Origin of the sequence: Microbacterium sp. AG238 (genome assembly GCF_003610405.1) — a bacterium.
Classification (GTDB): domain Bacteria; phylum Actinomycetota; class Actinomycetes; order Actinomycetales; family Microbacteriaceae; genus Microbacterium.
Window position 1 is genome coordinate 213,598 of record NZ_RAQC01000001.1, and the last position, 26,635, is coordinate 240,232.

A 26,635-nucleotide genomic window follows, 5' to 3' on the forward strand; every position below is an offset into this window, starting at 1 on the left:
GCGCGCCGGACGACCGTCTCGCGTTCAGTCGGCCGACGAGGACCAGCGCCGCAGCGCGTTGCGTGCCGCTTCCGCGTGCTCGGGATCGTCGGCATCGTCAGCCGACGATCCCGCCGGAGTCGCCGAGGGAACGGCTGAAGCAACGGTGGGAACGGCACCGGTGTCGCCGCGACGGTCGCTGGATGCGCCCTCGGGCGTCCAGTCCGACAGATCGATCGGGATCGTCTCGATGTCTGCTTGCTCGGCGGTGTCCTGGTCGGCGAGGTAGGCCGCCAGCAGCGCCGGATCGTACGTGTCGGTCTGCATCGAGGTGTCTCCGGCGCTCACCGCAGCGGGGGTGCGTCCGAGCAGTTCCAGGGCGTCGTCGACGGTGCTGTAGTCCTCGGGAAGGAGCGGCTCGTCTCGGACGCCGTCGTCGAGGGCGGTGAGCAGGGCCACTGCGTCCTCCACCACGCGCTGCGCGCCGGTCTCGTGTCCGTGGGCCAGCCAGCGGGCGAACTCGAGCTCCGCGTACAGGCGCGAGCGCGCGGCCAGTGCTGCATCGGGCGTGTGGTGGGCGGCCTCGGCGTACGCGGCGAGCACGTCGTCGCGTGCATCCGGCGCCGAAGCGAGCCAGCGGAGGTCTTCAGCGGGGTCGCCGACCCCGAGGCCGTGCCATGCCAGCAGGCCGGTCACCGTGGGGCCGGCGGCGGTGTCGCTCAGGACGAAACGGCCGGGGTCGACACCGCCGAGTGTCACGGTGGCCTCGAAACGCCACAGCCGATCTTCGCCGAGGGCTGTGCTCCACCGTCGGAGCAGCCCGAAGGGAAGCGATCCGGTGGCCTCCGCACGGTCGAGCAGTCGTTCGGCATCCTGGCGCACCTCGGCGCTCGTACGGGCACGCAGGCCGGCGTCTCGCGCGACGGCATGCGGAAGCGCGTGGACGCGGGCGATCGCCGAGCCGAGCGACCAGGCCGCTCCGCGCCCGGGAGGAATGTGGCCGGCCTCGACCCGATACCCGGGGACGTACTCCTGGACGACGGCGGTGAAGCCCCCCATTCGGGCGGTGCCGAGCACCGTGGGCGCTTCGAACGGCAGCAAGCCGCGGACCCCCGGCGTCAGCGCGCGGAGCGCACGGGTGTCGGCGACGAGCTCGAGGTCGGCATCGACGTCGACCGGGACGCGCACGACCACCCGTCGGCCGTCCTCGAGGGTCACCAGAGCGCTGTCGTAACGGCCGTCCGCTCGCTCGGTCAACTCCGCGGCGCCCACCACGGCGGCGCCGGGAAGAGCCGAACTGACGGACGCGGCTAGAGTGAAGGGAGAGCGAGCCATGCCATCAGGGTAGGTCGGGCGGCCGCGCAGGCCGACGCGCCACGCCCGCGAGAGAGGTCCCCGAGATGCGAATGCAGCCGCCGGCGCTGGCCCGGTCCGTCTTCGAACCGTCACCGGAAGAGCGGTCCGACGAGACGCTCATCGATCGTCTTCGTACCGACTCGACGACCCGGGTCCTGCGCGTGCGGGGCGATCGCGCCCGGATGCGCGGAGAGCGACTGGTCTGGGAGTCGCCCGCGGATGCCGTGGACATCGCGGACGCGGCCGAGTGGGCCTTCCTCGGACGCGCCGCAGACGGCTCGGCACGACTGATCGCCGCCGAAGGCAAGCCCGTCGACAGCGATGACGAGGACGATTGGGCGTCGCTCCGGCTGTCGGGGGGCGACCTCGTCGACGAGGACGCCGGGGCGTTCGTGACCGCGGTCGCGCTCGGACGCTGGTTCGCCGACTTCCGCTTCTGCCCGCGATGCGGTTCACCGGCGCGGTTGCGCTCTGCCGGGTGGTCGCGGGTGTGCACCGGATGCGGACGCGAGCAGTTCCCGCGTACCGATCCGGCCGTCATCGTGGCCGTGAGCGACGCCCGCAACGAGCGGCTCCTCCTCGGGCAGAACGCCGCCTGGGCGGTGGACAACAGGTTCTCGACGTTCGCGGGGTTCGTCGAAGCCGGCGAGTCGCTCGAGACCGCGATCCGCCGCGAGGTCGCCGAGGAAGCCGGCGTCGTCGTCGATGACCTCGTCTATCGCGGGTCGCAGGCGTGGCCGTACCCGCGGTCGCTGATGCTCGGGTTCCGCGCCGTGGCTATCGACGCGTCGCGTGCCCGCCCCGACGGCGAGGAGATCGTCGCCGTCCGTTGGTTCGATCGCCAGGAGATCCGCGCATCGCTCGACGGCGCCGGGCCGGTGATGTTGCCGGGCTCAGCCTCGATCGCGCGCCGCCTGATCGTCGACTGGTGCGGGGACGAGGCGTGAGCGACCCGCTCTCCGGACTCGACGAGCAGCAGCGCGAGGCGGCGTCGGCGCTGCGCGGTCCCGTCTGCGTTCTGGCGGGCGCGGGATCGGGCAAGACCCGTGTGATCACGCATCGCATCGCACACGGGGTCGAGACCGGTGCGTACTCGCCGAGTCGCGTCATGGCGGTGACCTTCACGGCGAAAGCAGCGGGGGAGATGCGGGGCCGGCTGCGCGCCCTGGGCGTCGGCGGCGTGGCCGCGCGGACCTTCCACTCGGCGGCTCTGGCGCAGCTGAACTACTTCTGGCCCCAGCTCGCCGGCGATGCGGCGCCGACGATCCTCGGAAGCAAGGTGCGGCTGCTCGCCCAGGCGGCTGATGCGATCGGTCTGGACCCTGATCCCGCGGTTCTCCGCGACGTGGCCACCCGGATCGAGTGGCGGAAGATCACCATGCGCTCCATCGATCGGTACGCGCTCGACCGCCCCGAGCCGGTCGGCTCGCTCTCCCTCGACGCTGTGGTCGCGTTGCAGCGGTCGTACGAGCAGCTGAAGGACGAGCGGCGCCAGCTCGACTTCGAGGACGTGCTCCTCGCGTGTGCGGGGATGCTCGAGGCCGAGCCGCGCGTCGTCGCGGAGGTTCGCGAGCAGTACCGGCACTTCACCGTCGACGAGTTCCAGGACGTCTCGCCGGTGCAGCACCGACTGCTCGAACTCTGGCTCGGCGAGCGCCGCGACCTGTGCGTCGTCGGCGACGCGAGCCAGACGATCTACTCCTTCGCCGGTGCCGACCCGTCGTACCTGCTGGACTTCGGGGTGCGGCATCCCGACGCCCGGATCCTGCGCCTCGAGCGGAACTATCGATCCGAGGCGGGCATCGTCGCGGTGGCGAACTCGCTCATGCGTGGTCGCCCCGGAGCCCTCGAGCTCACGGCCCAGCGCGCGACGCCGGATCATCCGCGACCCACGATCCGGGCGTTCGCCGATGACACCGCCGAGGCCGACGGGGTGGCTGCAGCGGTGGCCGAGCAGCTCTCGCGGGGAATCGATCCTCGAGATATCGCCGTCCTGTATCGGGTCAACGCCCAGTCGGCACCGCTTCTGGCGGCGCTGGCGCGGCGCGGCATCGCCGCCGCGGTGCTCGGCGGCAAGCGCTTCTTCGACATCCCCGAGGTCCGCCAGGCCGTGATGGCGCTCCGAGGCGCCTCGGTGGCACCCTCGTCGGGTGACCTCGTCGCAGACGTGCGGTCGATCCTGCGCTCGCTCGGTCTGACGGATGAGCCGCCGCCTGCCGGTGGTCCGCTCCGTGATGCGTGGGAGGCGCGCGCCGCGCTGCTCCGGCTCGCGGAAGAGGCGCCCACCGGAACCACGATGCGGGCGTTCACCGACGAGCTTCAGGTGCGGGCGAGGGACCAGCACGAGATCGCCACGCGCACCGTGACGCTGTCGACGCTCCACGCCGCGAAGGGCTTGGAGTGGGACCATGTGCACCTCGTGGGCCTTGCGGAGGGGTTGCTGCCGATCGCGTACGCCACCACGTTCGAGCAGATCGACGAGGAGCGCCGCTTGACCTACGTCGGTGTCACGCGGGCCGCGCGCACGCTGACGATTTCGTGGGCGCGGACATCGGGGCGCTATGAACGCCAGGTGTCGCGCTTCGTCCGGGAGATCGGCACCAGCACGCTCGATGAGGTTCGTGGTACTGCCACGTCGGCTCGTCGGACGACGCCCGCACGGTCATCGAGCGGCTCCGGCCCGTCACGGGCGCACTGACCAGCTGCACCGACGCCGCGCACGCCGCCGTGATGAGCGCGGGATCGGTGGGCGGGCACGGGCGGGCCAGCAGTTGCGCGGCGATGGTGGGCCACGCGGGGTCGCGGTCGCGTCGGTGCGCGTGGAGACAGGCGAGGCAGCCGGTGCGGCCGGGGAAGACGAGCGGACCCGCCGTGGCGCGATCGCCGGCGAGTTCCAGCGCGAGATGGGGTACGTCGTCCGAGACCAGAGCGGAGGCGCGGCGCGGTTCGACGAGTCGGGAGGCGACCAGGATGACGACTCGCCCCGGCACCCCGAGGGGGACGCCGGTCTCTACCGTCCCGACGCTGGCTCCCGCGGCCGCGAGCGCCTCCGCGACGACGACCCGGTCCTCAGAACCGACGCCGTCGGCGAAGGACACCGCGAGCGGGGGAACACGACGCGGCGCCGCGAGGGATGGAGCCACGATCTCGCGTAGGCGTGCCACCTCGTCGACGGAAGCTCCTGCGTCGCGGGCGATCACCTCGAACAGGCCGTCCGGGATGCCGTCGACCAGGGCGTGGAGCACGCGTTCGTGCCACGGCTCGACGGGGTCGATGACCGCAGCGCCGGGCTCGTCGCCGAGCTGCACGACGGTGGGCGAGCGCCAGAGCGGTACGGCTGATGCGTCGAGACGGAGCATGTCCCCGATTCTCGACGCCCCCGCCGCCGACTCGCCGGTGTCTCCACAGGGGCGTGCCGCGCCGGCCACAGTGCCCCCCCTGGGGAGGAGCAGCCCCCGGAGGCCGGTCGTGGGTCGCTCGTCAGACGGGTGTGGGACCTTCGGGGCCGTCGTCGCGTCGGCCGCGCGCATCGCCGGGCTCCTCGCCGGTCGTGCCGCCCGCGTCGTCTCCGGCCGCGGCAGAGGCGAGCAGCGCGTCGAGTGCGTCGTCCATCTCGTCACGCTCGGGAGCCTCGCCTCGCGCCCGCGCCCGCAGGCGTCCGATGAGCGCAGCAGGATCGTCCACATCGGCAGGGGTGGGCATGAGGTCCGGGTAGTCCCAGAGGCTGTCGCGGGCGTCGGCGCCGACGGCATCCGTGATCGCACGCCACATCGCCGCGGCCTCGCGGAGGCGACGCGGACGCAACTCGAGTCCCACGAGCGACGCCATCGCCTGTTCGGCGGGGCCACCGACGGCCCGGCGCCGGCGCACCGCCTCGGCGATCCGGTCGGCCGCCGGAAGCCGGGTCGTCGCGTCGGCGGAGACGACGTCGACCCAGCCCTCGATCGTCGCGAGCAGGTGCTCGAGCCGGGAGAGCGCGGCCGCCTGTGCTTCGGAGCGCTGGGGGAGCAGCACCCCGCTCTCGAGGGCCTGCCGCAGCTCTTCGGGCTGGGAGGGGTCGAAGCGCGACGCCAACTCCTCGAGGGCATCGGTGTCGACGTGGATGCCGCGGGCGAAGTCCGTGACCTGCGAGATGACGTGCAGCCGCAGCCAGCGGGCATGACGGAACAGCCGCGCGTGCGCGAGCTCGCGGGTCGCGAGCGACAGGGCCAGCTGCTCGTCGTCGATGCCGAGGTCGCGACCGAAGTCAGCGAAATTCTGGGGGAGGATCGCCGCTTCGCCATCGGGCATGACGGGGATGCCGACGTCACCGCCCGAGACGACCTCGAGCGAGAGCTTGCCGACCACCGCGCCCAGCTGCGCGGCGAACAGCGAGCCGCCCACCGTGCGCATCAGGCGGCCGGCGCCGGCGATCATGCTCTGCATCTCTTCCGGAGCCTGCGACTCGAGTGCGGCGGTCAGCGCATCGGCGACGGAGGTGGCGACCGGCTCGGCGAGCTCCTGCCACACCGGAAGCGTCGCCTCGACCCAGGCGCCGCGCGTCAGCGCCCGGGGCGGGGTGGGCAGGTCGGAGATCGTCGTGGCCTCGCTCAGCCACAGCGTCGCCAGGGCGAAGGCCTCAGAGAAGTCCTGGCGATCGCCGGCGCTGATGCCGTGACCGTCTTTGTTGGCGAGGTGGAGGGCCTGCGTGCGGGTCGCGCTCCAGTCGACCCCGCCGTCGCCGCCGGCAGCGAAGGCGCCCTGCAGATGATGCATCATCTGCTGCAGCATCGCGGGGTCGACGCCCATCGCCGACAGGCGTTCGAGCTGCTCGGGCCCCAGGGAGCCGCCCTGGCCGAGCAGGTTGCGGAGCATCTCCTGGAACTCGTCCTCGGGAGAGCGGTCGTCATCAGCCATGTCAGGCGCCTTTCAGCAGGGCGGTCAGCTCGCGTTCTACGCTAGCCGCACGACCTCGTCGCACGGCGCGAACGGACCCCGTTCGCTTTCGCCGGTCGCGAACGACCGGGACCAGAAAGCAGCACGTGTCACTTTTCGACGAGAACGCCTCCGCCCCCGCGCCCCGACGCCGTATGAGCCGGGCCTCGCTCGCGGGTCTCTGGGCGGTGTCCTTCTCCCTCGTCGCACTGCTGGTCCTGACGATCGTGCCGACCTCGTTCGTGATCCAGCGTCCCGGCCCCGTCTACGACACCCTCGGGTCGGTCTCCTCCGGTGACGGGGAACGGCGGCCGCTCATCAGCGTCGAGGGCGCCGAGACGTTCCCGACGTCGGGCACGCTCGACCTGCTGACGGTCGAGGTGCTGGGAAATCGCGAACGCACGCCGTCGTGGCTGGAGCTCGCCGCCGCCTGGTTCGATCCCGCGCGCGCGGTCGTCCCGATCGACGAGATTTTCCCCGAGGGCGTCACGACCGAGCAGCGCAACGACGAGAACGCCGCCCTCATGGTCGACTCGCAGAAGGAGGCGACCGCCGCGGCGCTGAGCGAACTCGGCTACGACGTCACCTCGCTCGTGCGTGTGTATCGACTCGCCGACGACTCACCCGCGACGGGCCTCCTCGAGCCCGATGACGTTATCCGCTCCGTCGACGGTGAGCCCGTCGCCACCACCGCGGCACTGCGCGCCGCCGTCAACGCCGCCGGTGGACGTCCGCTCAGCCTCGACGTGGACCGCGCGGGGGAGCAGCGCACCGTCGAGGTCACCCCGACGCAGATGACGACGGACGGCGAGACCCGGTGGGTCATCGGTGTCACGATCGCGCAGGACTTCGACTTCCCGATCGACGTCACCCTCCAGCTCGACAACGTGGGCGGCCCGAGCGCGGGGATGATGTTCGCCCTGGGCATCATCGACACCCTGACGCCGGGCGAGCTCACCGGTGGCGAACGGTTCGCGGGGACCGGGACGATCGATGCCGAAGGCAACGTCGGCCCGATCGGCGGCATCCGTCAGAAGCTCTACGGCGCCAAGGACGCCGGCGCGGACTGGTTCCTCGCGCCCCAGCGCAACTGCAACGAGGTCGTCGGCCACATCCCCGACGGACTCCGGGTGTTCTCGGTCGCGGATCTCGACGACGCCCTCTCGGTCGTCGAGGCCGTCAGCGAGGGCGGCGACCTCGACGCCCTCCCGACCTGCACCGCCGACTGAGCCTCGGCTTCCCCCCAGCGGGCGGCGCCTAGGATGGAGAGGTGACCACGACCTCAGCGCCGAACCCGGCCACACCCAGCAGATCCCGCCGCGCCGTCGGCATCACCCTCGCCGTCATCGCGGCCGTGGTGGTGGCCTTCTTCATCTTCGCGAGCCTCTACGCCGATTGGCTGTGGTTCCGGCAGCTCGGCTTCGACGGTGTACTGGTGACCCAGTGGACCGCTCGCGCGATCATGTTCGTCGTCGGATTCGTCGCGATGGCGGTACCCGTCTGGCTCTCGATCCAGCTCGCGTACCGGTTGCGGCCGGTGTACGCGCGTCTGAGCTCGCAGCTCGACCGCTATCAGGAGGTCGTCGAGCCGCTGCGCCGTCTGGGCATGTGGGGTATCCCGACCTTCTTCGGGTTCTTCGCCGGCTTCGCAGCATCCGCGCAATGGGAGACCGTGGCGCTCTGGCTCAACGGGGGCACCACCGGCACCACCGACCCGCAGTTCGGGCTCGACACCGGCTTCTACCTCTTCACGCTGCCGTTCCTCTCGGCGGCCGTGGGGTTCGTCTCGGCGATCGTCATCGTGTGCCTGCTGGTGACCGCCCTCGTGTCGTACCTGTACGGCTCCGTCCGGGTCGGACAGCGCGAGCTGCGGATCTCGAAGTCGGCGCGCATCCAGCTCGCCGTCATCGCCGGCATCTACCTGCTGGTCCAGGGCGTGAGCATCTGGATCGACCGGTACCGCACCCTGGTCACGCCGAACGACCGCATCACGGGCGCCGCGTACGTGGACGTCAACGCCGTCATCCCCGGGCAGACGATCCTCGCGATCGCCGCTGCGATCGTGGCGGTGCTCTTCTTCGTCACCGCGATCATCGGCCGCTGGCGCTTCCCGCTCATCGGCACGGGGCTCCTGGTCGTGACCTCCCTCGTGGTCGGCGTCGCCTACCCGTGGTTCGTCAACAACGTGCAGGTGCGTCCGAACCAGCTGACGCTCGAGTCGCAGTACTACGAGCGCAACATCGAGGGCACGAAGGCCGCGTACGGCATCGCCGGACTCGAGAAGACCGACTTCCAGGCCGTCACCGACGTCGAGCCGGGTCAGCTGCGCGCCGATGCAGACACGACCGCGTCGATCCGCATCATGGACCCCGCCATCATCGGACCGACGGTGCGCCAGATCGAGCAGTACCGCTCGTACTACCAGTTCGCCGAGCCTCTCGACGTCGACCGCTACGAGATCGACGGACAGTCGCAGGACACCGTCGTCTCGGTTCGCGAGCTCAACGTCAACCAGCTCGGTGACGCGGCCTCGTGGTACAACACGACCCTCGTCTACACCCACGGCTACGGCATGGTGGCCGCCAAGGGCAACGAGCGCACGGCCGACGGCAACCCGGTCTTCGTCGAGCGCGGCATCCCGGCATCCGGAGAGCTGACGGCCGGCCAGGCGTACGAGCCGCGCGTGTACTTCGGCGAGTTCTCGCCCACGTACTCGATCGTCGGCGCCCCCGAGGGCTCGTCGCCCATCGAGCTCGACTACCCGCGCGGTCAGGAGGGCGAGAGCCAGACGAAGACGACGTTCGAGGGCGACGGCGGTCCCTCGATCGGCGACGTCTTCCACCGTCTGATCTACTCGCTGAAGTTCCAGTCGACGGACATCCTGTTCTCGGACGCCATCAACGACGACTCGCAGATCCTCTACGACCGCGACCCCGCGACGCGCGTGCAGAAGGTGGCGCCGTACCTCGAGCTCGACAACGACCCGTACCCCTCGGTCGTCGACGGGCGCATCGTGTGGATCGTCGACGGCTACACGTTGAGTGCCAACTACCCGTACTCGTCGATCGTCAGCCTCAGCGACGCGATCTCGGATTCGTCGAACCCGCAGCCCCGCGTCGCACTCGACAACATCAACTACATCCGCAACTCGGTGAAGGCGACGGTCGACGCGTACTCGGGCGAGGTGACGCTGTACGCGTGGGACGAGACCGACCCGCTGCTGCAGGCCTGGCAGAAGGTCTACCCCAACACGCTCAAGCCGATCAGCGACATGAGCGGCGATCTCATGAGCCATGTCCGGTACCCCACCGACCTGTTCAAGGTGCAGCGCGCGATGCTCGGCACCTACCACGTCGACACGGCGCAGTCGTTCTACTCGCGCGACAACGCGTGGAAGACGCCGAACGACCCGCAGCAGGACACGCAGCTGCAGCCGCCGTACTACCTGACGATGAAGATGCCCGGCCAGGACGCGCCGTCGTACTCGATGTTCTCGTCCTTCATCCCCGGTGGTCAGGACACCCGTAACGTTCTGATGGGCTACCTCTCGGTCGACTCCGACGCCGGTTCCGAAGCGGGTGTCGTCAGCGGTGAGTACGGCAAGCTGCGGATGCTCGAGGTCAATGCCGAGACGCCCGTCCCCGGCCCCGGCCAGGTGCAGAACACGTTCAACGCCGACCCCGTCGTGTCGTCGTTCTCGAACATCCTGCGTCAGGGACAGTCCGAGGTCATCAACGGCAACCTCCTGACGCTGCCCGTCGGCGGCGGCCTGCTCTACGTGCAGCCTGTGTTCGTGCAGTCGAGCGGGGCGACAAAGCTCCCGACGCTGCAGAAGGTGCTCGTCGGTTTCGGCGATCAGGTCGCTTTCGAGGACACCCTGCAAGCGGCCCTCGACAAGCTGTTCGGCGGTGACTCGGGCGCGAGCACGGGAGACACGGATGTCGTGCCCGAGCCGAGCCCCGGCGACGAGGCGACTCCGGGCACCGGTGACGGCGGGACCGCGCCGACGACACCCGCCGCGGACTACCAGGCGGCGCTGAACCAGGCGCGCGATGCTCTCGCCGAGCGAAACACGGCGATGCAGAACGCTGACTGGGCGGCGTACGGTGCAGCGGATGCCAAGCTCACGGAGGCGATCTCGCGCCTGCTCGAGCTCGGTGAGCAGGGCCAGAACTGACCCACCCGCAACGCAGAGAGGGCCCCGACTCCGGTCGGGGCCCTCTCTGCGTGAGCCCCGCCCTGCGCCCTACCCCGGGCCGAGTGGCCAAGATGCACGAACGCACGGTGCCAGGGGGCTGGAACCGTGCGTTCGCGCGCTCTCGCGGAGCGTGCGTTGAGAGGGGAGGGTCAGTCGCGGGTGTAGCGGCGGGCCCGGGCCGAGAGGCCGGCGAAGTGGAACGGACCGGGGGACTCGGGGGCGATCGTCACGTCGACGGTGCTGTCGCGGTGCGCCGCATCGTGGAGGTCGCGGTAGGTCGGGACGTCGACCGGGGTGCGTGCGGCGAGGATGGCCTCGGTCTCCGCTCCGCGCGTCGCGTCGCGGTAACCCGGCTGCACGACGAGCGTGAAGAACTCGCTCACCGACCCCGAACCGTAGCTGAACAGGCCGATGCGCGATCCCGTGAGGTCGTTCTCGCCTTCGAGGAGCGCGGCCAGGGCGATGTAGAGCGATGCGGTGTACGAGTTGCCGATCCGGCGGTTGTAGCCTGTCGTGGCCGTCACCAGCTCCGGGTCGAGCTCGACGCCCAGGTGCTGCCCGAGAGCGCGGTGCGCTTTGACCGCCATCTTGGTGAACGGCTGGTGGTGGCAGAACCAGTCGATCTGGTCGATGTCGACTCCGCCGCGCGAGCGGTAGTCATCCCACGCGCCGGCGACGCCGTCGAGGTAGGCGCTGACCGAGAGCTTTCCGTCGACGACGGCGGTCACACTGTCGTTCGGCCGCCAGAAGTCGTCGACCTCGGCGGTGTAGACGCCCGCAGCGGTCTCGAGGACCGCGATGGCCGGGTCGGCGGAGACGAGGAAGGCGACCGCCCCGGCACCCTGCGTGGGCTCGGCCGCGGTGTCGAGCTCGTAACGGGCGACGTCGCTCGCGATGACGAGCACACGCTCGTCGGGGTTGCGTGCGATGAGACCCGCAGCAGCCTGAAGAGCGGCCGTCGCGGAGTAGCAGGCCTGCTTCAGCTCGACGACGCGCACCGACCGGGGCAGACCGAGCAGCTCGTGCACGTGCACGCCGGCTGCGCGCGACTGGTCGATGCCGGTCTCGGTCGCGAAGAACAGCGTACGGATGCCGTCGACGCCGTGGCGGTCGATGATGCGCTGCGCGGCGGCGGCTCCCATCGTGACGATGTCTTCGTCGAGGCCCGGGATGCTCATCTGCTCCTGACCGAGCCCGATGCGGAACTTCGCGGGATCGATGTCGGCGCGTGCCGCGAGGTCGTCGAGCTCGACGACGTGCGAGGCGGTGGCGACGGCGAGGTCGTGGATGCCGATGGTGGTCACTTCGTGGAATCCTTCCGGCGCTCGAGGAGCAGGTGCGACTGCATGAGCTCCCCGGGGTTGGTCTGGGCGGCGAGCAGGGAGAGCTCACCGCAGAGGACGGTGGCGGCGATCAGACCGGCGAGGCGCCGGGCGTTCTCGCCGGCGGGGCGCTCGTCGCGGCAGCCGAGGCGGGCGAGGGCGTCGTCGACGGCCGGCAGGTCCTTGCCGTTGCCGACGGTGCCGACGATGAGGTGGGGGAGAGTGCACGAGAAGTACAGGTCGCCGTCTCCGCGCACCTCGGCCCACGTGAACCCCTGGGAGCCCTCGACGATGTTGGCGGCATCCTGACCCGTGGCCAGGTAGAACGCCAGGAGCATGTTGGCGTAGTGGGCGTTGGCCGAACGCAGCGCGCCCGCGATGGTCGATCCGACGAGGTTCTTCTGCACGTTGAGGTCGACGATGCGCTGCGCGGTCGAACGCAGTTGCTTGTCGACCAGTTCGGCCGGGATGAGGATCTCGGCGATGACGTTGCGCCCGCGTCCGAGGATGCCGTTGACGGCGGTGGCTTTCTTGTCGGTGCAGTAGTTGCCCGAGATCGAGCCGTACGAGAGCTCGGGGTGCCACGAGAGAACCCGCTCCATCAGGGTCTCCGCGGCGAAGGTCACCATGTTGTGGCCCGAGGCGTCGCCCGTTGTCAGCGCGAAGCGCACGTACAGGAGGTTGCCGACGATCTCGGTGTCGAGATCGATGAGCTTCGCATGCCGGCTGCGCTCGGAGACGGCCGCGGCGAGCTCGTCAAAGCGTGCGACGATCGCGCGGGAGGCGGTGACGGCGGCGGCAGCGGTCTCGGCGACGAAGAGCGACGAGCGCGTCATCCGTTCGTCCACCACCGTCACCCGGATGCCGTCGTCGACGAGCCGGGAGATGCGGGCCCCCCGTCCGACCGAGGGCCACAGCGGCGATTCGTAGGTCGCGAGGGGCACCTCCTGCTCGGTCTCGACGTCACCGGTCAGCCGGAGCGGCCCCACCCAGCGGAGGGGGATCGGGGTGAACTCGGCGCTCATCGCGGGTCCTTCCCGCCGGCGCGGTGCGCCAGGCTGTCGATGTCGATGCCCCGGGCGCGGGCGTACTCCGCCGCGCGTCCGTGGATGATCAGGTCGGTTCGGCGGAGGTCGTCCGGACGGGTCGCCCCCACCAGCGAATGCAACGCCGTGAGGTGGTCTGACCATTCCCGGATGCGAGAAATCAGCGCTTCCGCGCCCCCGTCGAGCACGACGGAAAGGAACGACCCGGACGCGCCGACCGCTCGGGCGCCGAGCGCGAGACCGCGGGCGACGTCGAGGGGGGTCCGGACCCCTCCCGAAGCGAGCAGCACGGGAGCGTCGGTCGGTGCCTCCAGCAGGCATTCGACGGCCGACTGCCCCCACCCGGCGAGGTAGGCGTAGTCGCGGCCCGAGCGGCGGTCGTTCTCGATGCGCATGAAGTCGGTCCCGCCGACCCCCGAGACGTCGGCGAAGCGCACGCCCATGCCACCGAGCCGGGAGAGCGTCTCGGCGCTCAGGCCGAATCCGACCTCCTTCACCACGACGGGGACGTCGACGGCGGCGACGATGGCTTCGAGGGATGCCGGCCAGCTCGAGAACGAGCGGCTGCCCTCGGGCATGACGGTCTCCTGCATCGCATTGACATGCACCTGGAGGGCGTTGGCCGCCAGGGCGTCGACGGCACGCTGCGCGTCCTCGGGCGATCGCTCGATACCGACGTTGGCCATGACGAAGCCATCGGGGTTCTCGTCGCGAATGACGCGGAAGGTCCCCATCAGCTCGGGATTGTCGAGCGCGATGCTCAGCGAACCGGAGGCGATCGCGACGCCCGTCTCGCGCGCGGCGATCGCGAGGTCGCGGTTGATCGCGCCGGTCGAAGCGCTGCCTCCGGTCATGGCGTTGACGTAGAACGGCAGTGCCCAGCGCGTCCCGGCGACCTCGACGCCGAGGTCGACGCGGTCGGCATCGACACCCGCGAGGGCGTGGTGGACGAAACGCACGTCGTCCCAGCCATTGGGTCGGGGCGACTCCTTCTGCTGTGCGGCGGCCAGACGGACGTGGTCGTCCTTGCGCTCGGAGGCCTGTTCAGCCGGCATGGTGCTCTCCTTCCGGCGGGTGCACGCCGATCGTGAGGTGTCGGATGTCGTTGGTCTCCCAGACCCGCAGCATCCCGGCGACGTCGGAGTCGGCGGGCGCGAGGACGATGCCGCAGTCGCCGCCACCGGCGCCGGAAGGCTTACCGGCGGCGCCGATCGCCTCGGCCGCATCGCACAGGACGCGCAGCCGGTCGGTCTCGATGGTCACGCCCGTCCGCGCCCCGAGCGCCTGCAGGAGACGTCGGTTGCGGCGCAGCGCGTCGAGAGCGAGCTCGTCGTCGGATCCCGCGCGGCCGGCGTCATCGGGGCGGACGGCGAGTGCGCGCCACAGGTCGCCGACGCATGCGCGTGAGGCCTCGAGGAACCCGGTGTGCGCGTCGCCGGCGACGTTCGTGCCGCGCGAGACGCCGCTCACCAGGCGCTCGGTGGAGGCAGGGTGCCCAGTCCACCCGACGATCAGGTCGAGGCCGGACGGGGGAGTGAGGCGGATGATCTCCGCGCCGTCCCAGGCATCCGATCCGAGCACCGCTGCGACGCCGCGCTCGCGTCGTGCCGCGCGCAGCCGCTCTCGATCGGGCGAGCGGTACCCGATCCACCCGCCGTAGGTGCTCGCGGCGACGTCGCCTCCCGAAGCGTTCGGGGCGACGGCGATGGTGGCGAGCATCGCAAGCTCGTAGCGCCCGCGGGTGCCGAGGTCGAAGCCGTAGAACCGGTCGATCGCGGCGATCGTCGCGACGGTCACGGCGGCTGACGACCCGAGCCCGAACTTGCGGCCGCTGGGATCGTCGAGGCCGCTCTCGATGAACAGGTCGAAGAAACGCGGACGCAGGCCCCGTTCGGCGCGCAGCCGCTCGGATGCCTCGATCGCAGCGATGACGTAGTCGTACGGATGGTGCTCGCGGTCGAGGGTCAGCCCGTCCTGGCCGCGGGTCCAGCGCACGGGCATCCTGCTGTACTCGGGCGAGTGGATGCTGCCCTCGTCGACGCTCTCGGTGAGTGACACCGTCAGGTAGCGGTCGACGGCGATGAGTACGGCGGGCTCGCCGGGGGAGACGACAGCGTACTCACCCGCGATGAAGAGCTTGCCGGGCGCGTGCACGACGATCGCGCCGGTCGGGTCGGCAGGCGTCATTCGCCTGCTCGCGTCACCAGAGCGGCGGCGGGGCCCGGGCGGGCGACGGCGAGCTCGGCGAGCCCGTCGAGCGACGCGGTCACAGCGCTGACCGCGTCAGGCCGGGTCAGCACGACGACGTTCGGACCGGCGTCCGCGGTCGCCCAGGCTTCGACACCGGCTTCGCGCAGGGCTGCGACACGGTCGAAGATCTCGACGCTGACGGGGCTGAGGTAGCGGATCGGCGGGTCGCACGACTGGATCAGCGCGTGCATCCGCAGGGCGTTCACCTCGGTGATGCGTCCAAGCCGCTCGACGTCACCCGCGCGGCACGCCTCCGCCGCGGCCTCGAGACTCTCTGCCGTCGAGGAGACCCACGCCGGGTAGAACGGTGACGTGAGCACCGTGCGGCGCATGGCCTCGCGGCTGGAGACCGGCTTCTCTCGCTTCTCGACCATGGCGACGACCATCGCGAGGTCGGGCGCGTCGACGGGCTCCGCGAAAGAGGTCTCGTCGCCGTCGCCCGCATGCCAGATCGCGAAACCGGGTATGACCGACCGTGATGCGGACCCCGAGCCGCGCCGGGCGAGGCGACTGAGGGCGCGGGTGTCGAGATCGAGCCCGTACGCGCGGGCGGCAGCCACGGCCAGAGCCGCGAAGCCCGAGGCCGACGATGCGAGCCCCGCGGCTGACGGGACCGTGTTGACGGTGTCGACCCGAGCCGCGACCGAGCTGCCCGCGAGCTCCCGCACGATGTCGAGGAATCGCGAGACGCGCTCGGCGGGCCCGTCGACCCGCTCGTCGCCGTTGAACACGAGGACGTCACCGGTCGCGGTCTCGTCGAGGCTCACGGTCGTGGTGGTGGGGAAGATGTCGAGCGTCATCGAGAGGCTCCCCGTGGCGGGGAGGTTCAACACGCTGTCGCGTTTGCCCCAGTACTTCACGAGCGCGATGTTCGGATGCGCGATGGCTGTCGCGGTGCTCATGCGGCTCCTTCGACGGTGGTGGTCCAGACCGCGGCGGCGCCGGCGCGGGTGAGTCGTTCGCCGAGCTCGGCTGCGGCGGCGGTGTCGCGGGCGAGCGCGAGGACACAGCCGCCGCGACCGCCGCCGGTCAGTTTGGCTCCGAGCGCGTCGCCTGCCATCGCCGCGTGCACGAGGTGGTCGAGGGCCGGATCGCCGACCCCGAGCCCGTTGAGGAGCACGTGGGCGCGGCTCATCGCGCCGCCGATCGCCTCGCGATCACCGGTCGAGACGTCGCCGCGCAGCGCGGTGGCGAGCTCGCCAAGTTCGTCGAGGGTCGATTCCACGCCTCCCGGATCGCTCTCGCGGCGTTCGGCGACGGCGGCGACGGCCTCGCGCGTCCGGCCGCGGACCCCGGTGTCGGCGATGACGAAGACGAGATCAGCGCCCACGGAGACGGGCTCGATGCGGCCCCGGTCGAACCACACCGCCTTGCGAGCGCGCACCGTGCGGGCGTCGAGTCCGCTCGGCGCGCCGTGGGCGGCGCGCTCGGCGGTCTGGATCAGCTCGTGCATCATCTCGTCGTCGGCCGCGAGGCCGCACGCGCCCAGCACCGCTTCGATGACCGCCGCCGACACGGCGGCGCTCGATCCCAGCCCGCGTTCGGCAGGGATGCTGCTGTCGATGGAGATGTCGAGGGCGGCGTCCGGCCTGCCGGCGGCGGCGAGCGCTGCCCGCATGGCCGTCAGCGTCACGTTCAGCCGGTCGGGGGCGTGCACGATGGGCCCGTGATACAGGGTGCTGGCGAGATGACCGCGACCGTCCGTCGGATGCGCGTGCGCCTCGACGCCGAGAGCGCGGACGGGGATAGCGATCGCCGGGCGACCGTAGACGACGGCATGCTCGCCCAGGAGGATAGCCTTCGCACCGGCGCGGCCCGTTGCTCCGGGCTCCGCGGCCGAGCCGTGCGTTGCCACGTGCAGACGGGCGTCCGGTGCGATGGGGACGTCGGTCGGTGCAGTCATGGAATTTCGTCGAGCGTAACAGTCCGCCCCGGGGCGGGACCCGAGTGTGCGCCGATGCGACCGGACGCGGTCGCGACCGCTATCATGGGCGCCGCACCCAGCAACCTTTAACACCGTCCTGTGAGGCGGAGAAGGGAGCGGCGGATGAGCACGCGCACCGTGCTGCATGAAGCCGACATCGCCCGGGCCCTAACGAGGATCTCCCACGAGATCCTCGAATCCAACAGGGGCCCCGCCGACCTCGTCATCCTCGGCATCCCGCGGCGGGGAGTTCCCCTCGCCGCACGCATCGGCTCTCTCCTCGCGGAGATCTCCGGGACGGTCGTCCCGGTCGGAGCACTCGATGTGACGATGTACCGCGACGATCTGCACCGCAATCCGACACGAGCTCCGCAGCCGACGGCGATCCCCGCCGGCGGCGTCGACGGCAAGGTCGTCGTCCTCGTCGACGACGTGCTGTTCTCGGGGAGGTCGATCCGGGCGGCCCTCGACGCATTGCAGGACGTCGGCCGCCCCGCGGCGGTGCGACTGGCAGCTCTGGTCGACCGCGGCCACCGTGAGCTGCCGATCCGGCCCGACTTCGTCGGCAAGAACCTGCCCAGCGCCCGCGATGAGCGGGTGAACGTGCGCCTGCGCGAGATCGACGGCGTCGAAGAGGTGACGATCGGATCATGAGGCACCTGCTCGACACCAAGACCCTCGACCGGCTCGACGCGCTCCGTATCCTCGACGTCGCCGAGGACATGTCCGCCACGCAGCAGCGCGAGGTGCGCAAGCTCCCCACGCTCCGGGGCAAGACGGTCGTGAACCTGTTCTTCGAGGACTCCACCCGCACTCGGATCTCGTTCGAGGCGGCGGCGAAGCGCCTCTCGGCCGACGTCATCAACTTCTCGGCCAAGGGTTCGTCGGTCTCCAAGGGCGAGTCGCTGCAGGACACCGCGCAGACGCTGCAGGCCATGGGCGCCGACGCCGTCGTGATCCGCCACGGCGCGTCCGGTGCGCCGCAGACCCTGGCTACCAGCGGCTGGATCAGCGCGGGAGTCGTCAACGCCGGCGACGGCACGCACGCTCATCCGACGCAGGCCCTGCTCGACGCGTTCACGATCCGCAAACGATTCTTCGGCGACGACAGCCGCGGTCGCGACCTCGCGGGTCTGCGGGTCACGATCGTCGGCGACATCCTCCATTCGCGCGTCGCGCGGTCGAACGTCTGGCTCCTGACGACGCTGGGCGCCGAGGTGTCGCTCGTCGCGCCGCCCACGCTCGTCCCGCAGGACGTCTCGGCATGGCCCGTGCGTGTGGCCTACGACCTCGACGAGGCCCTTGCCGAGAGGCCCGACGCGCTCATGATGCTGCGCATCCAGCTCGAGCGCATGAACGCGGCGTATTTCCCGACTGAACGGGAGTATTCGCGCATGTGGGGGCTGGATGCCGCGCGACTGGCGGCCCTTCCGGCCGATAGCATTGTCCTGCACCCCGGCCCGATGAACCGGGGGATGGAGATCTCCGCCGCCGCCGCCGATTCGCCGCGCTCGACCGTGCTCGAGCAGGTCGCGAACGGCGTCTCGGTGCGGATGGCCGTGCTCTACCTGCTGCTGGCGGGCGAGCGCACCGAAGCTGAGGAGGACGGACGATGAGCGAGAGCTTCCTCATCCGCGGAGCGCGCCGCGCCGGGGGCGACGCCGTCGACATGGTGATCGCCGACGGGATGATCACCGAGGTCGGCTCGGGTCTCAGCGCCGACGGGGCGACCGTGGTCGACGCCGACGGGCTCGTGGCGCTCCCCGGGCTGGTCGACCTGCACACGCATCTGCGCGAGCCGGGCTACGAGGCCTCCGAGACCATCCTCACCGGCTCGCGGGCCGCCGCGGCCGGGGGTTTCACGACCGTCTTCGCCATGCCGAACACCTCGCCCGTCGCCGACACCGCCGGCGTCGTCGAGCAGGAGCTCGCCCTCGGTGAGGCCGCCGGGTATGTCCATGTGCAGCCCATCGGGGCCGTGACGATCGGGCAGAAGGGCGAGCGACTGGCCGAGCTCGGGGCGATGGCCGCCTCGCGCGCACGAGTCCGTGTCTTCAGCGACGACGGGTTCTGCGTCTTCGACCCCCTCATCATGCGCCGCGCCCTGGAGTACGTGAAGTCGTTCGACGGCGTCGTGGCGCAGCATGCGCAGGACCCGCGGCTGACCGAGGGCGCCCAGATGAACGAGGGCACCGTGTCGGCCGAGCTCGGCCTGACCGGGTGGCCGGCGGTCGCCGAGGAGTCGATCATCGCGCGCGACGTGCTGCTGGCCGAGCACGTCGGGTCGCGTCTGCACGTCTGCCACCTGTCGACGGCCGGCTCCGTCGACATCATCCGGTGGGCCAAGAAGCGCGGCGTCAACGTGACCGCCGAGGTCACACCCCATCACCTGCTGCTGTCCGAGGAACTCGTTCGCGGTTACGACGCCCGCTTCAAGGTCAACCCGCCCCTCCGGCGTGACGAAGACGTGCAGGCGGTGCGCGAGGGGCTCGCCGACGGCACGATCGACATCGTCGCGACCGACCACGCACCGCACCCCGCCGAGGCGAAGAGCTGCGAATGGGCCGCGGCCGCCAACGGCATGGTGGGCCTCGAGTCCGCACTGCGCGTCGTGCAGCAGGCGGTCGTCGACACCGGGATGCTCGGGTGGGACGACGTCGCCCGCGTGCTCTCGGCGGCGCCTGCCCGGATCGGTCGCCTGACCGACGCGGGCACGCCGCTGGAGGCGGGCCGCCCCGCGTCGTTCACGCTCTACGATCCGCGCCCGGTGCGCACGTTCACGGATGCCGACCTCCGCGGACGCAGCGTCAACTCGCCCTATCTCGACCGCGAGCTGCCCGGCGAGGTGCGCTGGACGTTCTTCCGCGGCACGGCGACGGTCGCCGACGGCGGTCTGCTCGACCGGCCGGGAGCGCGCGCGTGAGCCGCGAGGGCGCCCTGCTCGTCATGGTCGCTGTCGCCCTGGTGCTGCTCGCACTCGGGGTCTGGGCCTGGCGACGACGAACGAGGCGCGACAGCGGCCTCACGGCACCGTTCGGCGAACTGCCCGCGGGAGCCGTGCAGACGGCGGCGATCTCGGGACTCTACGTCGCGACGACCCGCCACGACGAGCCGCTCGAGCGCCTCGCCATCCGCGGGCTCGGATTCCGCTCCCGTGTCGACGTCATCGTCGCCGCGGGCGGTGCGGATGCCGGCGTGGCCATCGACCTGACCGGTCAGCCGCGCCTGTTCATCCCCGCCGCGCGCGTCGTCTCCGTCGATCAGGCCACCGTCGCGATCGACCGCGTCGTCGAGAAGCGGGGCCTGACGCGCCTGAGCTGGCTGATCGACGATGAGACGACCGTCGACAGCTACTTCCGACCCCAGACCGCATCGGCCCGTGCCCTGGCCGATGCCATCCAGACCATCGTGACCCCCACCCAGACCCCAGGAGGCGACGCGTGACACTGTTCACCCGCGACCCCGCCGTGCTCGTGCTCGAGGACGGATCCCGCCACATCGGCCGCGCCTACGGCGCGCGCGGCACCACTCTCGGAGAGGTCGTCTTCGCCACCGGCATGACCGGCTACCAGGAGACCCTCACCGACCCGTCCTACGCCGGTCAGATCGTGCTGCAGACCGCCCCCCACATCGGGAACACCGGCATGAACGGCGAGGACGTCGAGTCGCGCCGCATCTGGGTCGCCGGATACATCGTCCGCGACCCCTCGCGCGTCGTGTCGAACTGGCGCTCGGAGAACTCTCTCGACGAGTCGCTCGAGCGCGACGGCATCGTCGGCATCAGCGGCATCGACACGCGCGCCGTCACCCGCGTCCTGCGCTCGGCGGGATCGATGCGCGGCGGCGTCTTCAGCGGTGACGCCGCCGACATCGATCCCGACGAGCAGCTGCGCATCGTCCGGGAGGCGCCCGAGATGACCGGTCGCAACCTCTCGGCTGAGGTATCGGTGCCCGCCGCCGAGGTGACGCCGGCAACGGGGGAGCGGCTCGGAAACCTCGCGGTGCTCGACCTCGGGGTCAAGCAGGCGACGGTGAACAATCTCGCCGCCCGCGGGTTCGACGTCCACGTGCTGCCTCAGGACGTGACCCTCGAGCAGCTGCGCGCGATCGACCCCATCGCGGTGTTCTACTCCAACGGCCCCGGCGACCCGGCCGCGAGCGACCACCACGTCGAGCTGCTGCGGGGCGTGCTCGCCGACAAGCTGCCGTTCTTCGGCATCTGCTTCGGCAACCAGCTCCTCGGCCGCGCCCTCGGCTTCGGCACGTACAAGCTGCCCTTCGGCCACCGCGGCATCAATCAGCCCGTGCTCGACAAGCAGACCGGACGCGTCGAGATCACCGCGCACAACCACGGCTTCGCCGTCGATGCGCCCATCGAGGGCGTCGTCGACAGCCCGGCCGGCTTCGGCCGCGTCGAGGTCAGCCACGTCGGCCTCAACGACAACGTCGTGGAGGGCCTGCGCGCCCTCGACCTGCCGGCCTTCTCGGTGCAGTACCACCCGGAGGCCGCCGCCGGACCGCACGATGCCAACTACCTCTTCGACCGCTTCCGCGACCTCGTGATCGCGACCCAGGAGAACAAGAACTGATGCCCAAGCGCGACGATATCCAGAGCGTCCTCGTCATCGGGTCGGGCCCGATCGTCATCGGCCAGGCCTGCGAATTCGACTACTCCGGCACCCAGGCGTGCCGAGTGCTCCGCGAGGAGGGCGTCCGCGTCATCCTCGTCAACTCGAACCCGGCGACGATCATGACCGATCCCGACTTCGCCGACGCCACCTACATCGAGCCGATCACGTGGCAGGTCATCGAGACGATCATCGCGAAGGAACGCCCCGACGCGATCCTGCCGACGCTGGGCGGCCAGACCGCGCTCAACGCCGCGATCGACCTGCACAAGCACGGCATCCTCGAGAAGTACGACATCGAGCTGATCGGTGCGAACTTCGAGGCGATCAACAAGGGCGAGGATCGCCAGATCTTCAAGCAGCTCGTCATCGACTCGGGAGCGGATGTCGCCGACAGCCGCATCTGCCACACGATGGACGAGGTGCTCGCCGGGGCCGCCGAGCTCGGCTACCCGCTCGTCGTGCGCCCGTCCTTCACGATGGGCGGACTCGGCTCCGGCTTCGCGTACGACGAGAAGGACCTTCGCCGCATCGCCGGGGCGGGCCTGCGCGACTCGCCGACGACCGAGGTCCTGCTCGAGGAGTCGATCCTCGGTTGGAAGGAGTACGAGCTCGAGCTCATGCGCGACTCGGCCGACAACACCGTGGTCGTGTGCTCCATCGAGAACGTCGATCCGGTCGGCGTCCACACCGGCGACTCGATCACCGTCGCCCCGGCGCTGACCCTCACCGACCGCGAGTACCAGAAGATGCGCGACATCGGCATCGACATCATCCGCGCCGTCGGCGTCGACACCGGTGGCTGCAACATCCAGTTCGCTGTCGATCCGCAGACCGGTCGCATCATCGTCATCGAGATGAACCCGCGCGTGTCGCGTTCGTCGGCGCTGGCGTCGAAGGCGACCGGATTCCCCATCGCGAAGATCGCTGCGAAGCTGGCGATCGGCTACCGCCTCGACGAGATCCCGAACGACATCACCAAGGTCACCCCGGCGAGCTTCGAGCCGACCCTCGACTACGTGGTCGTGAAGGTGCCGCGCTTCAACTTCGAGAAGTTCCCGGCCGCCGACACCACGCTCACGACCACCATGAAGTCGGTCGGCGAAGCGATGGCCATCGGACGGAACTACGCCACGGCGCTCCAGAAGGCCCTGCGATCGCTCGAGAAGCGAGGCTCGAGCTTCCACTGGGGCGACGAGGAGCGGTCGGTGGACGAGCTGCTCGAGATCGCCAAGACCCCGACCGACGGCCGTATCGTCGTGCTGCAGCAGGCGATGCGCAAGGGTGCATCGATCGAGCAGGCCTTCGAAGCCACCGCGATCGACCCGTGGTTCCTCGACCAGATCGCGCTCATCAACGAGGTCGCCGCGTTCGTCGCCGGCGCCGGCGAGCTCGACGAGCACGTCATCCGCACGGCCAAGGACCACGGGTTCAGCGATGCCCAGATCGCGCAGCTCCGCCGCACGACCGAAGAAGAGGTGCGCGGCATCCGCTACGCCCTCGGCCTGCGCCCGGTCTTCAAGACGGTCGACACCTGTGCCGGCGAGTTCCCCGCGCTCACGCCGTACCACTACTCGTCGTACGACACCGAGACCGAGGTCACACCGTCCGATCGCACCAAGGTCGTCATCATCGGCTCGGGCCCGAACCGCATCGGTCAGGGCGTCGAGTTCGACTACTCGTGCGTGCATGCGAGCTTCGCGCTGGCGGATGCCGGGTACGAGACGATCATGGTCAACTGCAACCCCGAGACGGTCTCGACCGACTACGACACGAGCGATCGGCTCTACTTCGAGCCGCTGACCCTCGAGGACGTCCTCGAGGTGCTGCACGCCGAGTCGCAGTCGGGCACGATCCTCGGGGTCATCTGCCAGCTCGGCGGACAGACGCCGCTCGGGCTCGCGAAGGGCATCGAGGCCGCCGGGTACAGCATCCTCGGCACCCAGCCCGAGGCGATCGATCTCGCCGAGGAGCGCGAGCTCTTCTCGCGTCTGCTCGACGAAGCAGGGCTCGTCGCCCCTCGCAACGGCACCGCGATCGACGTCGACGGGGCTGTCGAGGTCGCCGAGTCGATCGGTTACCCCGTGCTCGTGCGCCCGAGCTTCGTCCTGGGCGGACGCGGCATGGAGATCGTCTACGACACCGAGAGCCTGCGCGACTACTTCGTTCGGGTGGCCGACCAGGCGATCATCGGCCCGGGCCTTCCGCTGCTGGTCGATCGCTTCCTCGATGATGCGGTCGAGCTCGACGTCGACGCGCTGTTCGACGGTGACGAGCTCTACATCGGCGGCGTCATGGAGCACCTCGAGGAAGCCGGCATCCACTCCGGCGACTCGAGCTGCACGCTGCCGCCGATGTCGCTCGGACGCACCGAGATCGATCGGGTGCGCGATGCGACTCTCGCGATCGCACGGGGCGTGGGCGTGCGCGGTCTGCTCAACGTGCAGTTCGCCGTGTCGGCGGGTGTGCTCTACGTCATCGAGGCCAACCCTCGCGCGAGCCGCACGGTGCCGTTCGTGTCGAAGGCGCTGGGCATCCCGCTCGCCAAGGCCGCGTCGCGGATCATGGCCGGCTCGTCCATCGCCGAGCTCAAGGCCGAGGGTCTGCTTCCCGCCGAAGACGGCTCGCGCGTCCCGCTCGATGCGCCGGTCGCGGTGAAGGAGGCCGTCCTGCCCTTCAAGCGGTTCCGCACCGCCGACGGACGCACCGTCGACTCGGTCCTCGGGCCCGAGATGCGGTCCACGGGTGAGGTGATGGGCATCGACCGCGACTTCCCGACCGCTTTCGCCAAGAGCCAGGCGGCCGCCTACGGCGGGATGCCGACTTCGGGGACGGTGTTCCTCTCCGTGGCCGACGACGACAAGCGGGCCGTCATCCTCCCCGCCCACCGGCTGCAGGAGCTCGGGTTCCGGCTGGTCGCGACGGAGGGCACCGCGGAGATCCTGGCCCGCAACGGCATCCGCGTCGAGGTCGTGGGCAAGTACTCCGAGACGCAGGCCTCGGGTGAGCGCAACGTCGTCGACCTGATCAACGCCGGTGAGATCGATATGGTCGTCAACACGCCGTCGGGCGGGGTCGCCCGCGCCGACGGCTACGAGATCCGTGCGGCTGCCGTCGCCGGCGACCGTGCACTCTTCACCACGATGGCCGTCCTGGGTGCCGCCGTCAGCGCGCTGCCCGTCCTCCGCGAGGGCTTCCAGGTGAAGAGCCTGCAGGACTACGCGCTCGAGCGGGCGGGGCGCCGGTGACCGCATTCGGGGAGCGCCTGTCCGGCGCGCTCGAGGAGCACGGCGCGCTCTGCGTGGGCATCGACCCGCACGCTGCGCTGCTCGCGGACTGGGGCCTTCCGGCCTCAGCCGCGGGCGTGCGCGAGTTCGGCTTGCGCGTGGTCGATGCCGCGCGCGGCCGTGTCGGTGTCGTCAAACCGCAGGTCGCGTTCTTCGAGCGATACGGATCGGCCGGCTTCGCCGCCCTCGAGGAGGTGCAGGCTGCAGCACGTGACGCGGGGCTCATCGTGATCGCGGATGCGAAGCGCGGAGACATCGGAAGCACGATGGACGGCTACGCCGCGGCGTGGCTCGAGCCGGGCGCGCCGCTGGAGGCGGATGCCGTGACGGTGAGTCCGTACCTCGGCCCCGGCTCTCTCCGCGGCGCGATCGCCGGCGCCGCGCGTGCCGGCAAGGGCGTCTTCGTTCTCGCTGCGACCAGCAATCCCGAAGCATACGGCCTGCAGTCCGCGGAGGTCACCGCAGTGGACGCGCGACGCGGTCAGACGGTCGCGGACTGGGTCGCGTCCGGCGTCGGCTGGGCCAACCGGTCGGCCGCCGACGCGGGAACGCTCGGTCACGTCGGACTGGTCGTCGGGGCGACCGTCGACCGCGGCGAGCTCGGTCTCGCCGACGAGTCACTGCGCGGCGCACCGATCCTCGCGCCCGGCTTCGGTGCGCAGGGGGTGGCGCTCGGCGACCTGCGGTCGGTGTTCGGCGCGCACGCGGGCCAGGTGATCGCGAGCGCGAGCCGCAGTGTTCTCACGGCCGGTCCCGATGGCATCGTGGGCGCCATCGACGCGCACCGCCGCGAGCTGGCGGAGGCAGAGGAGGAAACCCGTGGCTGATCGTCCCCACCCGCCCGAGGTCGACCGTGCGGCAGCCTCGCGTCGCGCCGTCGCCGCGCGCCGTGAGCGGGCAGCGCTGAAGAAGGACGTCGCGATGCGCGTCATCTCGCCTCAGGAGCTGCTGCGGCGTGCCCTCGCCGATCCCGAGTCGGCCGCTGGCGCGATGCGGGTCACGGACTTCCTCACCGCGATCCCGGCGATCGGTGAGAACAAGCGCGACCGCATCCTCGCGGACCTCGACATCTCACCCGTCAAACGCCTCGGCGGTCTCGGCTCGCGCCAGCGGCTCGCGTTGCAGCGGTTCCTCGATGCCCGCCTCCCCGAGCCCCAGCCGCGCACCGGGCGTTCCCGGCTGCTCGTGCTGGCCGGGCCGACCGCCGTCGGCAAGGGGACGGTCGCCGCCCACATCCGCGACAACCACCCGGAGATCCTGCTGTCGGTGTCGGCGACCACCCGGGCGCCGCGACCGGGCGAGGTCGACGGCGAGCACTACTACTTCGTCGACGACGCCGAGTTCGACCGCCTCGTCGCCGAGGGGGAGCTTCTCGAATGGGCGACGGTGCACAACCGTCATCGGTACGGCACCCCCAAGGCACCCATCGAGGCGGCACTGGCCGAGGGGCGCACCGTGCTCCTCGAGATCGACCTGCAGGGAGCCCGTCAGGTCCGCGCCGCCGCGCCCGACGCGACCCTGGTCTTCCTGCTGCCCCCGAGCTGGGACGAGCTGGTCGATCGGCTCGTCGGCCGCGGCACCGAGGATGCGGAGGAACGCGCCCGCCGTCTGCGCACAGCGCGCGTGGAACTCGCCTCGCAGAACGAGTTCGACTACCGCGTCGTCAACGACACCGTCGCCCGCGCGGCCGACGAGGTCGCCGCGCTGGCGAACTGATCGCGTAGACTGGGG

The 26,635-nt window shown here is 70.8% G+C and carries 21 protein-coding genes; 13 read left to right on the top strand and 8 right to left on the bottom strand.

What is annotated here, in order from left to right; all coding sequences use genetic code 11:
- Positions 1–24: 24 nt before the first annotated feature.
- Positions 25–1,314, bottom strand: coding sequence for an aminoglycoside phosphotransferase (locus DEU36_RS00935; RefSeq protein WP_120262523.1), 1,290 nt, complete (start codon positions 1,312–1,314; stop codon positions 25–27).
- 65 nt (positions 1,315–1,379) lie between these two features.
- On the opposite strand from DEU36_RS00935, the gene nudC reads away from it, so the two are divergent.
- From nudC to DEU36_RS00950, 3 genes are all read left to right on the top strand, one after another.
- Positions 1,380–2,282, top strand: coding sequence for an NAD(+) diphosphatase (gene nudC / locus DEU36_RS00940; protein ID WP_120262524.1), 903 nt, complete (start codon positions 1,380–1,382; stop codon positions 2,280–2,282).
- Entirely contained in the window at positions 2,279–4,033 is a 1,755-nt protein-coding gene (locus DEU36_RS00945; protein ID WP_120262525.1) for an ATP-dependent helicase, read from the top strand. The genes nudC and DEU36_RS00945 overlap by 4 nt, the downstream gene beginning before the upstream one ends.
- 121 nt (positions 4,034–4,154) lie before the next feature.
- Positions 4,155–4,490, top strand: coding sequence for a hypothetical protein (locus DEU36_RS00950; protein ID WP_147374348.1), 336 nt, complete (start codon positions 4,155–4,157; stop codon positions 4,488–4,490).
- A gap of 325 nt (positions 4,491–4,815) precedes the next feature.
- On the opposite strand, the gene DEU36_RS00955 is transcribed toward DEU36_RS00950, so the two are convergent.
- Entirely contained in the window at positions 4,816–6,231 is a 1,416-nt protein-coding gene (locus DEU36_RS00955; protein WP_120262527.1) for a zinc-dependent metalloprotease, read from the bottom strand.
- 125 nt (positions 6,232–6,356) lie between these two features.
- Here DEU36_RS00955 and DEU36_RS00960 point away from each other — a divergent pair, with 125 nt between their 5' ends.
- A complete protein-coding gene (locus tag DEU36_RS00960; protein ID WP_120262528.1) occupies positions 6,357–7,478 on the top strand; it encodes a PDZ domain-containing protein in 1,122 nt (373 codons plus the stop codon).
- A 41-nt stretch (positions 7,479–7,519) separates the two neighbouring features.
- Positions 7,520–10,426, top strand: a complete 2,907-nt coding sequence (locus DEU36_RS00965) for a UPF0182 family protein (protein WP_120262529.1) — start codon at positions 7,520–7,522, stop codon at positions 10,424–10,426.
- Positions 10,427–10,596: 170 nt separating this feature from the next.
- Here the strand turns inward: DEU36_RS00965 and DEU36_RS00970 are convergent, their stop codons facing one another.
- From DEU36_RS00970 to mvk, 6 genes are read right to left on the bottom strand one after another with little or no spacing between them, the layout of a single operon-like run.
- A complete protein-coding gene (locus tag DEU36_RS00970) occupies positions 10,597–11,751 on the bottom strand; it encodes a hydroxymethylglutaryl-CoA synthase (protein WP_120262530.1) in 1,155 nt (384 codons plus the stop codon).
- Entirely contained in the window at positions 11,748–12,794 is a 1,047-nt protein-coding gene (locus tag DEU36_RS00975) for a hydroxymethylglutaryl-CoA reductase (RefSeq protein WP_120262531.1), read from the bottom strand. The genes DEU36_RS00970 and DEU36_RS00975 overlap by 4 nt, the downstream gene beginning before the upstream one ends.
- Positions 12,791–13,870, bottom strand: coding sequence for a type 2 isopentenyl-diphosphate Delta-isomerase (gene fni, locus DEU36_RS00980; RefSeq protein ID WP_120262532.1), 1,080 nt, complete (start codon positions 13,868–13,870; stop codon positions 12,791–12,793). Before fni ends, DEU36_RS00975 begins: the two co-directional genes overlap by 4 nt.
- On the bottom strand, positions 13,860–15,002 hold the full coding sequence (locus DEU36_RS00985; protein ID WP_120262533.1) for a phosphomevalonate kinase: 1,143 nt from the start codon (positions 15,000–15,002) through the stop codon (positions 13,860–13,862). The genes fni and DEU36_RS00985 overlap by 11 nt, the downstream gene beginning before the upstream one ends.
- Positions 14,999–15,967 carry a diphosphomevalonate decarboxylase gene (gene mvaD / locus DEU36_RS00990; protein ID WP_120262534.1) on the bottom strand — a complete coding sequence of 323 codons (969 nt, stop codon included), beginning with the start codon at positions 15,965–15,967 and terminating at the stop codon, positions 14,999–15,001. The genes DEU36_RS00985 and mvaD overlap by 4 nt, the downstream gene beginning before the upstream one ends.
- Positions 15,964–16,968: a mevalonate kinase gene (gene mvk / locus DEU36_RS00995; RefSeq protein WP_183045260.1), complete on the bottom strand. Its 1,005-nt coding sequence runs from the start codon at positions 16,966–16,968 to the stop codon at positions 15,964–15,966. The genes mvaD and mvk overlap by 4 nt, the downstream gene beginning before the upstream one ends.
- Positions 16,969–17,112: 144 nt before the next feature.
- Here mvk and pyrR point away from each other — a divergent pair, with 144 nt between their 5' ends.
- The 8 genes from pyrR to gmk are packed head-to-tail and all read left to right on the top strand — an operon-like array spanning position 17,113 to position 26,620.
- On the top strand, positions 17,113–17,643 hold the full coding sequence (pyrR, locus tag DEU36_RS01000) for a bifunctional pyr operon transcriptional regulator/uracil phosphoribosyltransferase PyrR (RefSeq protein WP_120264288.1): 531 nt from the start codon (positions 17,113–17,115) through the stop codon (positions 17,641–17,643).
- Positions 17,640–18,605: an aspartate carbamoyltransferase catalytic subunit gene (locus DEU36_RS01005; RefSeq protein ID WP_120262536.1), complete on the top strand. Its 966-nt coding sequence runs from the start codon at positions 17,640–17,642 to the stop codon at positions 18,603–18,605. Before pyrR ends, DEU36_RS01005 begins: the two co-directional genes overlap by 4 nt.
- Complete coding sequence (locus DEU36_RS01010; RefSeq protein ID WP_120262537.1) at positions 18,602–19,912, top strand: dihydroorotase; 1,311 nt, start codon at positions 18,602–18,604, stop codon at positions 19,910–19,912. Before DEU36_RS01005 ends, DEU36_RS01010 begins: the two co-directional genes overlap by 4 nt.
- Positions 19,909–20,433 (top strand): hypothetical protein, encoded by a 525-nt coding sequence (locus DEU36_RS01015; RefSeq protein ID WP_120262538.1) that lies wholly within the window; start codon positions 19,909–19,911, stop codon positions 20,431–20,433. Before DEU36_RS01010 ends, DEU36_RS01015 begins: the two co-directional genes overlap by 4 nt.
- Positions 20,430–21,578 carry a glutamine-hydrolyzing carbamoyl-phosphate synthase small subunit gene (gene carA, locus DEU36_RS01020; RefSeq protein ID WP_396652143.1) on the top strand — a complete coding sequence of 383 codons (1,149 nt, stop codon included), beginning with the start codon at positions 20,430–20,432 and terminating at the stop codon, positions 21,576–21,578. The genes DEU36_RS01015 and carA overlap by 4 nt, the downstream gene beginning before the upstream one ends.
- Positions 21,578–24,865 (top strand): carbamoyl-phosphate synthase large subunit, encoded by a 3,288-nt coding sequence (gene carB, locus DEU36_RS01025; RefSeq protein ID WP_120262539.1) that lies wholly within the window; start codon positions 21,578–21,580, stop codon positions 24,863–24,865. The genes carA and carB overlap by 1 nt, the downstream gene beginning before the upstream one ends.
- On the top strand, positions 24,862–25,731 hold the full coding sequence (gene pyrF / locus DEU36_RS01030) for an orotidine-5'-phosphate decarboxylase (protein ID WP_120262540.1): 870 nt from the start codon (positions 24,862–24,864) through the stop codon (positions 25,729–25,731). Before carB ends, pyrF begins: the two co-directional genes overlap by 4 nt.
- Complete coding sequence (gene gmk / locus DEU36_RS01035) at positions 25,724–26,620, top strand: guanylate kinase (protein ID WP_259455162.1); 897 nt, start codon at positions 25,724–25,726, stop codon at positions 26,618–26,620. Before pyrF ends, gmk begins: the two co-directional genes overlap by 8 nt.
- Positions 26,621–26,635: the final 15 nt, after the last annotated feature.

Bases quoted from the DNA above. Each gene is read 5' to 3' on its own strand.
- DEU36_RS00935 (WP_120262523.1), bottom strand. From the start codon at position 1,314: ATGGCTCGCTCTCCCTTCACTCTAGCCGCGTCCGTCAGTTCGGCTCTT.
- nudC (WP_120262524.1), top strand. From the start codon at position 1,380: ATGCGAATGCAGCCGCCGGCGCTGGCCCGGTCCGTCTTCGAACCGTCA.
- DEU36_RS00955 (WP_120262527.1), bottom strand. From the start codon at position 6,231: ATGGCTGATGACGACCGCTCTCCCGAGGACGAGTTCCAGGAGATGCTC.
- DEU36_RS00975 (WP_120262531.1), bottom strand. From the start codon at position 12,794: ATGAGCGCCGAGTTCACCCCGATCCCCCTCCGCTGGGTGGGGCCGCTC.
- fni (WP_120262532.1), bottom strand. From the start codon at position 13,870: ATGCCGGCTGAACAGGCCTCCGAGCGCAAGGACGACCACGTCCGTCTG.
- DEU36_RS00985 (WP_120262533.1), bottom strand. From the start codon at position 15,002: ATGACGCCTGCCGACCCGACCGGCGCGATCGTCGTGCACGCGCCCGGC.
- mvaD (WP_120262534.1), bottom strand. From the start codon at position 15,967: ATGAGCACCGCGACAGCCATCGCGCATCCGAACATCGCGCTCGTGAAG.
- mvk (WP_183045260.1), bottom strand. From the start codon at position 16,968: ATGACTGCACCGACCGACGTCCCCATCGCACCGGACGCCCGTCTGCAC.
- pyrR (WP_120264288.1), top strand. From the start codon at position 17,113: ATGAGCACGCGCACCGTGCTGCATGAAGCCGACATCGCCCGGGCCCTA.
- DEU36_RS01005 (WP_120262536.1), top strand. From the start codon at position 17,640: ATGAGGCACCTGCTCGACACCAAGACCCTCGACCGGCTCGACGCGCTC.
- DEU36_RS01010 (WP_120262537.1), top strand. From the start codon at position 18,602: ATGAGCGAGAGCTTCCTCATCCGCGGAGCGCGCCGCGCCGGGGGCGAC.
- carB (WP_120262539.1), top strand. From the start codon at position 21,578: ATGCCCAAGCGCGACGATATCCAGAGCGTCCTCGTCATCGGGTCGGGC.